Origin of the sequence: uncultured Nostoc sp. (assembly GCF_964247315.1) — a bacterium.
Lineage (GTDB): Bacteria > Cyanobacteriota > Cyanobacteriia > Cyanobacteriales > Nostocaceae > Nostoc.
The window spans coordinates 1-8,634 of sequence record NZ_CAXTTT010000202.1 but is presented as its reverse complement, the minus strand read 5'-3'; the positions used below and the strand labels follow the sequence as shown (position 1 = coordinate 8,634).

The window sequence follows — 8,634 nt, the reverse complement described above, 5'->3', positions numbered from 1 at the left end:
GGGCAAAGGGGAAAAAACTTACTGGCAACTTCTCCCCTGCTCCCCTGCTCCCTTGCTTCTTCCCTATTCCCTATTCCCCGCCCGGATTTTTGTTTTTGAATGATTATAAATTGACATCAAACTCGCCATAGCTACAAGCGATAAAGCCGACGGTACAAAAGGTACCCAAGCACCTGAAATTAACAGACCAAAACAAACTACATACAAAACGCTAGAAGTAACACCGATTGCCAATGCTAACCAGGGTAACGAAAGCTTGCGCCAAACCAGGATTCCCCCGATCAAAGACCAGCCCCAAATCCAGATTACCTCCGCCCACCATGACCAAGCCCGCAGCAACGGCCGCCCATCTTGGACTGCACTAAGGATCTGGCTGACCATGTGAGCTTGTACCAGTACTCCTGGCATTTGCTCATCTAAAGGAATGCCATAAGGTGTCGGCCAGGTGTCTGGAGAATCCCCCTTTGCAGTCACACCAATCAGAACAATCCGATCTTTGATAGCATTGGCGTCAATCGGACTAGATAAAAATTTGGTTAGCTTTACCTGTTGGGCTATCTCTTTTGAGGAACGGTAGTTGAGCAAGATTTGACCGATAGCATCAATATTTTGATAGCCGCCAGTATGAGATTTCAGATTTGGAAAAATAATTTTACCCAACTGCAAATTATTTTCAGGGGTGAACTTTGTTTGAATTCCTAAAGGTTGCAGATAAAGAGAGGCTAGTTGGAAACTGAAGGCATAGCGAGCAGGACACAATGATGTCGGCTCTTGATTCATGAACAGGAGATGCCGACGGATAACTCCATCACGATCATGAATAAAGTCACTGAATCCCAGATTTGTTGTGGGGATTTCTGGTGGCGGCCCATTGCCTGGGATATTTACTGTGCCATCGCTCCCCTTACATACGCCAATCAAGTTCTGAGTTTTTTGGAGACGAGTAATTAAATCTGGCTCTTTGGCCTTAAAATCACGGTAGATATCCAAGCCGATCGCGCGGGGTTGGTATTGATTCAGTTTTGCTAAGAGTTTATTGAGAGATTTTTCAGAAATAGAAGCTCCAATTAAGGACTCGCCATTTTGTCTTTGAGTAGCCAGATCCTCATCGTCAATTGTGATGATCAACAGTCGGGGATCGAGTCCTTCTGCGGGGCGCGATCGCATCATTAGGTCAAAGGCTTGAATCTCTAGATTTTCCAGCAATCCCAGCAATCTCACTCCACAAATCAAGGCTGTAATCGCCAAACTGGATAACAAAATTCTTTTAAATCTGCGTCTATTAGACAAAGGTAAATTTGCTTTCTCTTCATCTTCAGATTTTGTAGACCTTAATTCATCCCAAGTCGGTGGTATCTGCGCCGGATTTTGGCAAATCACTGGTAGCCAAGTTGCACAAGGAAATCTATCCTCAAGTCCTTGCAAGCGTTCCCGTGCTTGGCGTACCGCTTGATATAAAGACTCACCACCGGCAAAGCCTTGGAGAAAATACTTTAAAAACTCTTTTGCAACCTGATCTGGGACGGGTTCGCGCATGACGATCATTTGAGGAATTTGCAAATCAGCTAATTCTCGTGCCAATCCCAATCCATCACAAGAGTTGAATATGGCTAATTGCAAGCCGTTTTCAATGGCTTTTTTGAGAGCATACTTTAACTCGCCAATGGTAAGACTATCAGTTCTATTTAGGTAAATTCGCCCGCTTTCTCCATTTCCGTGACTGGAACTGTGTCCGGCAAAGAAGAGAATATCCCAGTTTTTTCCCCAGAGATGCTCAGTCAAGTCCTTACGCTGTGGTTCTACCAAAAAGCTTACCTCTGCGTTACTACACTGTTGCAGTAAAGCTTGATCGGCTTGGGTGTCAATCCCCTTACTATTGCCCACAATTGCCAAAATATTGACTAATTGATTGAGAGTGCGTGGCTTGTGAATGCGATCGTAGGATGGTGAAGAAAGGGCAATTTCAGCTTTGGGATAGCGTTCTAATAAGTCCCACAGATGCCAGGGTAATAGCTGCAATTGGCTATTTTCTGTTTGCAAAATCACCCGTACTTCGTCGCTGGACGATAATCTTTCTAACCATTTTTCCCTCAAAGGGCGAAACTCTTCTGCTCGCAGCCAGGTATTAAAGCGTGCCCGCAAAATATGAGAAGCGTTTTCGCAGTCTTGAACCATCGATACATTCGTCACCTGTATTTGGTCAGCATGAAGGCGATAACGATTGCCTATCTGCCGATAACTAGACTGCCAATGACTGTAATAGAGCGGCATTTCCGAGAATGAAGGTAGCCTCCCGGTGATTTCTGTTGCAGCACGCTCGTGTTCTTCACCAATTTGGAGGGTGACAGCAAACCCCTGCTCAAAACTACCCTCTCCAAATTTGAGCGCCACTAATTTACTCATAATCGTCGCTATCTCCCTGTGTAAGATCGTGCCCTGTTCTAATGTCCGATCGCAAGTCCCACATGCGTCTACAGATTTTTTTCAAAATCCCTAAAAGCTGGCTTGGATTTTTAATTTTTAATTTTTAATTAATGAGTTATCACTTAATAAATTACCGACAAAGAGGGAAGATAGCTACATATTTCAAATTCGGAAATATTCGGTGATACTGGTATTATCCAAGGCTACCCTAACACTAAATTGCTCTGTGGGTTCACCACGAAACTGCAACTGAATGTAGTTGTCTGATTTTCTCGATTGAGCGTCGAGAAATATTGCTCCTGAACTATCTATAACAGTGAGATGAACTCCTGGTGGCAAGTAGATTTGATTTCCAGTGGCGTGCAATTGGAGATGAATACTAGTTTGTCGATCTTTTTCGGGACTAATTTCCACAATCAACATCACAGGTTGGTTGAGAATTTGGATACCTAAATCAATCACTTTTGCCCGTTTAGTAATTGATTCTGGTTGTTTGAGGGCATCTAGTTCTAAAGTTTCAACACTGCGAAAGGCATAAGTTGACCTGAGTTCCGGCACGTTCCACAGCGATTCAATAGTCTCCCAGCCAGTTTCAAATATACCAGCAAACCACTGACTCAAATTCACTAATGAATTAACTGGGGATTGACGCAGTTGCCAGATGTGGTCAATAAACGCTTCCAATGGTTGCAGTTGCCCTAAAGGCAGTGTTTCAGTTGCCACACTAGGGATAAAACCAAGCAGCCTTGCTTCTTCGAGGGATTCATCAAATTGAACTATTAAATAACCCACCCGTTCTTCCCAAGTTTCTGGAGGAATAGAACATATCTGCTGATGCAAATGCACGGGGCGACACTCCAGACGGCCAATTGAGGGCACTTCTAAGTCAGCTACATCCCCACAAAGGCGCATGATGGGGTTCCAACTGTCACTAGCTTGAAGATCGGTAGGAATATCCATCATCTGCAAGTAGTCATTCACCACCCATACAGCTAAAGTATTCAGCCGGACTTGCTCTGCTTTTTCAGGATTTGGATGCTGGTTAGCAAATTGCTGGGCAGTTATGCGAGCTGTTTGGGAAATCGGCAATGTTAAAGCGAAATCGTCTAGCTGATAGGTGGAGTTATTCATAAGTAAATTTCTAGGGTTCAATGCTGCTATGTATATATCACCCGAATGCAAAAAATTTATGCCACAAAATTGAATACTGTAAAAAGAAAATTGGGACTGGCGATTAGGTAAAAATATCCCATAAAATAAAAAGATTGTATATTAAGATGATATAGAAAATAAAGATTTTGAGTATTTATACTTTTATTAAAATAGCTTCAAGCTGCTAAAAGCGGCTTATCAACTAGCAGATAGTTTGCCAAATTTTGAGCGTACAATTTGAGCGATCAATTAGGAAGATTGGCTCCTCAAATCACAACCAATTACCAATCAATACATAGGCAGACCAAAAGCTTGGCGATCTGTAGTTGGGATGTTTCAGTAGTTGTAGCTGGGCACGATGGACTGCTTCGGCTTTGGTGATTTTGCCACTCTTAAGTTCTCGATAGAAGGCACTAACAAACATCGCTGTTGATTCATCATCAATTTGCCACAGGGAAGCTATGGTACTACGTGCCCCAGCTCGGACAGCTGCTCCTGCTAGACCGAGTGCTGCACGGTTGTCTCCTGTTGCTGTCTGGCAAGCACTCAAGACTAATAATTCTACTACGGTTTTACCCTGACTGCGGAAGAGAGTATCAAAATCTTTGACATTGATCTGACCATCGAAATCTAAAATAAAAGTCTCTTCAAGGCGGGAACTAAACTGACCGTGGGTTGCTAAATGCACTATGTTGAATGAAGCAGCACCAATTTCACTTTCCAAATTCTTTTTCTTAAAATCTCCATCCAGTAGGCTGGTTGTCGAAACTCCTGCTTTAGCAATACCGTCAAATTCAGATTTGATCGCTAGCAATGGTGCAAACTTGGAAAATCCTGGCGGCGGCTGAGTCAGTCCTGCGGTTAGTGCTCTAAGCTGCTGTTTTACCAGCGGTTTTGGGTCGAGGAGTTGTAGACCGACGCTCAGGGCGATCGCATATTTCTCTACCAAGTATTGTTTACCATCGTAGAGAGCTGCCATTGGTAAATTGCGTAATGGCCCATCTAAGACGAACACTAACGTATCGACGCTACTTTTTTGCAGTTGTGACTCAATGGGTTTAAGCAGCCAACGGTAAACTTCTTGCGATTGGGTTTGGACGATTTTAGTAGCAGTTGGATCGACAAGATTTCTTCGCAGTTCTATTAAGAGTTTCTCTACTTCTTTTTGGGAAATCTTGGTACTGTAGCTTTTCAGAGGTTGTTTAGGAATTTTGACAATTACCTGAAGTTCGTCACGAAGAATAATTGGATAAAGGATGGCAGCCTTGGTATTATCTTTGTCTACTACTCGATCTAGGGCTACTTTCTGACCTTGCAGACAAGCTTCCTGAAAGAAGTCGTCTAATTCTGCTAGTTGGAGTGCTTCAATCCGCTGGCGTGCTTTCTCCAATATTTTTTCATTTGGTTTTCCTTTTTGAGATTGCAGCAGTAACTCTACTGACTCGCGGTAGACGGGTTCTACACTGTCGCGGAAGTCAAATTGTACATCCTGGTTGACTATATCTTTATTGACTACTAAATCTCTGCGGAGAGACTCAAGAGTGTCTACAGCAGCATCATAAGCAGCGATCGCACCATTAATATCTTTTTCTGCCCAAAGCAATCTACCTAACTGCCACTCCAAGCTATAGGTAATTTCTGGTGCATTGCTACTCTGTGCCAGAGCTAATCCTTGCCGGGTAAGGTTTTGCGCTTCTGACCACTGTTTGGTTTGTTCGTACAAGCCGCCTAAACTCTTTAGAGCATAAGCCTCTGCCCGCTTGTCCCCCAAACTGCGTGATTGCTGGATGGCATTAGCGAGTAATTTTGCTGAGTCTTTTGTACTTGATCCTGAGTAAAAACTTTGACTCGATGCTTGCAATACACCACTCTTGACTTTTGCCAAACTTTGTGAAAAGTTAACATGAGCGTAAATACTCGCACGGCTGAGGGGGAGTTGGTCGAGTTGGGACTCAATTGATGGCAAAAAAGTTTGAACCTTTGCCCATTCTTTATCTTTAATCAGTAGTCCCAGGTGATTGAGTTGTGCTTGAACTTTTGTTAGAGGTGAGGGAGATACTGCGACTGTTTGTTGATAATAGGCGATCGCCTGTTGCTTTTGGTTTTGTTTACGGGCATTGTTTCCCAGGCTAAACAGACTAGCCCCAATATCAGCGCTTGATTGCAGGTTTCGAGCAATTATCAGACTTTCTTCTAATGCTTGGCGTGACTTTTTCAAATCGCCCAATACCAAAAGGGCATCACCGAGCGATCGCAAACTCACTGTTTTTTCTATAGAATCGGGTTGAGATTTTAACGTCTGACTTATTCGATCGAGTGTTTTGAACGCCCGCGGGTAAAATCCTTGGGTGCGCCACGCTTGTGCTTGATTGATGAGCGATCGCACCACACCACTTTTATTATCTGCTTGTTTGTAAATTTCTTCTGTCCGCTGCCAAGTTGCCAAAGCCGCCTCGGACTGTCCCATTGCCAATTGCAGACGACCTTGAATATCTAGTGATTGGGCAAATATTTGCAGATTTTGGTTTTTATCCTGTCTTTGGAGTAAATTTAAGCTTTCTGTAATTGCCTGCTGCGCCTGACTCCATGCACCGAGTTGCTGGTAAGCTAGGGAAAGATTACTCAGTGTCACTGCTAGTGTGAGGTTCTCCCCTTGCTGCTTATATATTTGGACAGCCTGTTGTAACGCTTCTACAGCTTTGGCAAAGTTGCCATTACTGTATAAAACTTTGCCCTGCTGTAGAAGTGAGGCGGCATCAGTGGGCACAGCCAGCGATGTCAGACTGTTTATTGGCAGTTGGGATGAAGAATTGATTGAGCTAGGAACTTTTGCTAGTACTGGTGAACCGACAATGCATAGCAAAGCGACCAAGAAGTACAAAGGCAAACGTAAAAAATGAGCTAGGAGGGTGAGACAGCGCGTCCTTGCAGTTTCCCGACCCTTGCTTTTAAACTTTAGAGAATTCGCGCCAAAAATCCTAGTTGTTTTAGCCATAAGCATGACGAGATGTAGGCGATAATCAGAAACACATAGGATGAACTATAGGTTAACAGGGTAATGTTACCATTCCCGTCCCTCACCAATCTTTGAGCTTGCATAATTTTGTTGCGATCGCTGTGAAACTTGATTAGCAAAGTATAGTTAAAAGGCGATCGCAAACCTTAAACAAAAACCCACCGAAATAGTGCTGAGTAAAAAGTAAAATTAACTAGTACAGCGCGGCGGAAATAAACAACCCATTTCAAATCAACGAAACGTTTACACTGTATTTCTTTTGACTTTTGACTTTTGACTTCCGCCTTGCGGTACTAGGCTTAGGCATAAAATTAATACCGAGGAATGAATACCTCGGCTGAAAGTGAGAAGATTCATCAGTAATACTTCTGACTCAGCACTGGCTCAACCCTAGCTATTCCCTAACAGCACCACTCATAATAATCCCTCCAATTCTGCAAACTTACGCAAACGCGGTAAACATTGGCGTTGATAAAAACTGCTTAATGTCGGAATTGACAACCCAAATTCCTCAGATAAATCTTTCCAGCTAACTTCTGGGGGTAAGCGTTTGAGAATTAACACCTGACAATTCACATCTGGACGCCCTTTAATGTAAGTACCGCGCAGTTCTCCATCCGAATCTGTCTTCGCCCATATCTCCAAGTCTTCCAAAATCGGAGGTGCTTGGGGGCTAGCCGATAGGTTATCTACAGGATCGATAGTTTCACTTGTTCCACCGGATGTAGACTGACGAATTCTCAAAGGGACTGTTGTGGCTTGTTCTCGGTTCTGGTTAAGGTAAAAGTCTTGTAGTCTCCGTTTTAGGTAAGCATTCAGCCAGGTGATCACACTGCCATAACTGGGATCGTAGGTTTGGCCTGTCAAACCTTCACAAACATTGCGACAGAAATACAACCAAGTTTGTTGTAGTGCGTCTTGATAGTAAGGAGTAGTTTCCCTCCAGAGTCTACTTGCTGTCAAGCGAATAATTTGCGTGAGCAGCTTCTGACGCTGAGGGCTTCCACGTTCGTGTCTACAGGCTTCTGTAACTAAGCGGCGTAGCTGTTCATCGAATTGAACCATGACAATCTTGGCGAAGAAAGCAAGAATATCTTAGTATTGCGTATAACAACACCCGAAGAATTACCTTTCCTCAAGATACTGGATCTTTTTTAAAAGGAAGTGAGGAACGGGCATAGACTATTAGGAGATTTGAGATTCTGAAGTAAATAGAACTTAGATTTGACACTCTTCAGGCTTCAGCGACGGAGATTCTTAAGACATCGAGCGCCTTAATATTCTGGTTGCTTGGGTTCTCAAACTCACCACGTTTGCTCATAGAGCTTGGTTATACACTCAATTTACCGCTCTTATTCCTACCCTATAAGTACACTCAGGGTAGGGAAGACAGCGATGCATTCAAAAATACTTGAATGCACATTTCGTTAAGATTTTGAAACAGTAGTAATCGTTTTTTCTAATGACTGCAATGTTGTCAATAATTTGTCTTTTTGGGGTTTAGAAGCTTTAAGTTCTCCTGTAACTCGATCCATATTTGTCTCTATAGTTTCATAATTCTTAGGAGATTTAACTTTGATACCGTCTTCAACTTCTTTCCAAGCATCCTCAAATTGGTCAAATTCTTTTTTAGCTTGAACAAAGTTGCCAGATGTAACTGCGGCTTTAGTTTTGGATACGATAGTTAATAAACTACTATTACTTGTAGTGGATGTTGTCACTGGGGCTGATGCGGCGCTAGCATTAGGAGTTACTGTTGGGGTAGTTTGGGTAGTAGGTTGTTCGGGACTGTTGCAGCCTACCAAAGCTAGCAAGCTTATACCTGCAACGCTCGACATTAGTTGAAAACGTTTCATTGTAAAACTCCTCGATTTATTATTAAGCTGTAATTGACAAAAGTGAATAGTCTGCTGTTTGCCAGCATTAATAGCAACATTTATGCGGCTAGCCTCTACTAGATAAATATATCACTTAACCCTATACTTATTTATATAGCGGTTCCTGATTGAGTGCAATACAGTATGGGATAATGGAGTATATTA

The 8,634-nt window shown here is 42.9% G+C and carries 5 protein-coding genes; all 5 read right to left on the bottom strand.

Features of this window, described 5'->3' with window-relative positions; translation table 11 throughout:
* Positions 1-63: 63 nt before the first annotated feature.
* The 5 genes from ACFE93_RS33180 to ACFE93_RS33160 all read right to left on the bottom strand — a co-directional run bounded on the left by ACFE93_RS33180 (position 64) and on the right by ACFE93_RS33160 (position 8,448).
* Positions 64-2,403 carry a CHASE2 domain-containing protein gene (locus ACFE93_RS33180; RefSeq protein ID WP_375480138.1) on the bottom strand — a complete coding sequence of 780 codons (2,340 nt, stop codon included), beginning with the start codon at positions 2,401-2,403 and terminating at the stop codon, positions 64-66.
* A gap of 183 nt (positions 2,404-2,586) precedes the next feature.
* Positions 2,587-3,555: a DUF1822 family protein gene (locus ACFE93_RS33175; RefSeq protein ID WP_375480136.1), complete on the bottom strand. Its 969-nt coding sequence runs from the start codon at positions 3,553-3,555 to the stop codon at positions 2,587-2,589.
* A 292-nt stretch (positions 3,556-3,847) separates the two neighbouring features.
* Positions 3,848-6,571: a CHAT domain-containing protein gene (locus ACFE93_RS33170; protein ID WP_375480134.1), complete on the bottom strand. Its 2,724-nt coding sequence runs from the start codon at positions 6,569-6,571 to the stop codon at positions 3,848-3,850.
* A 435-nt stretch (positions 6,572-7,006) separates the two neighbouring features.
* Positions 7,007-7,657: a sigma-70 family RNA polymerase sigma factor gene (locus ACFE93_RS33165; protein WP_375480132.1), complete on the bottom strand. Its 651-nt coding sequence runs from the start codon at positions 7,655-7,657 to the stop codon at positions 7,007-7,009.
* Positions 7,658-8,019: 362 nt separating this feature from the next.
* On the bottom strand, positions 8,020-8,448 hold the full coding sequence (locus ACFE93_RS33160) for a DUF4363 domain-containing protein (RefSeq protein WP_375480130.1): 429 nt from the start codon (positions 8,446-8,448) through the stop codon (positions 8,020-8,022).
* Between the last annotated feature and the right edge of the window lie 186 nt (positions 8,449-8,634).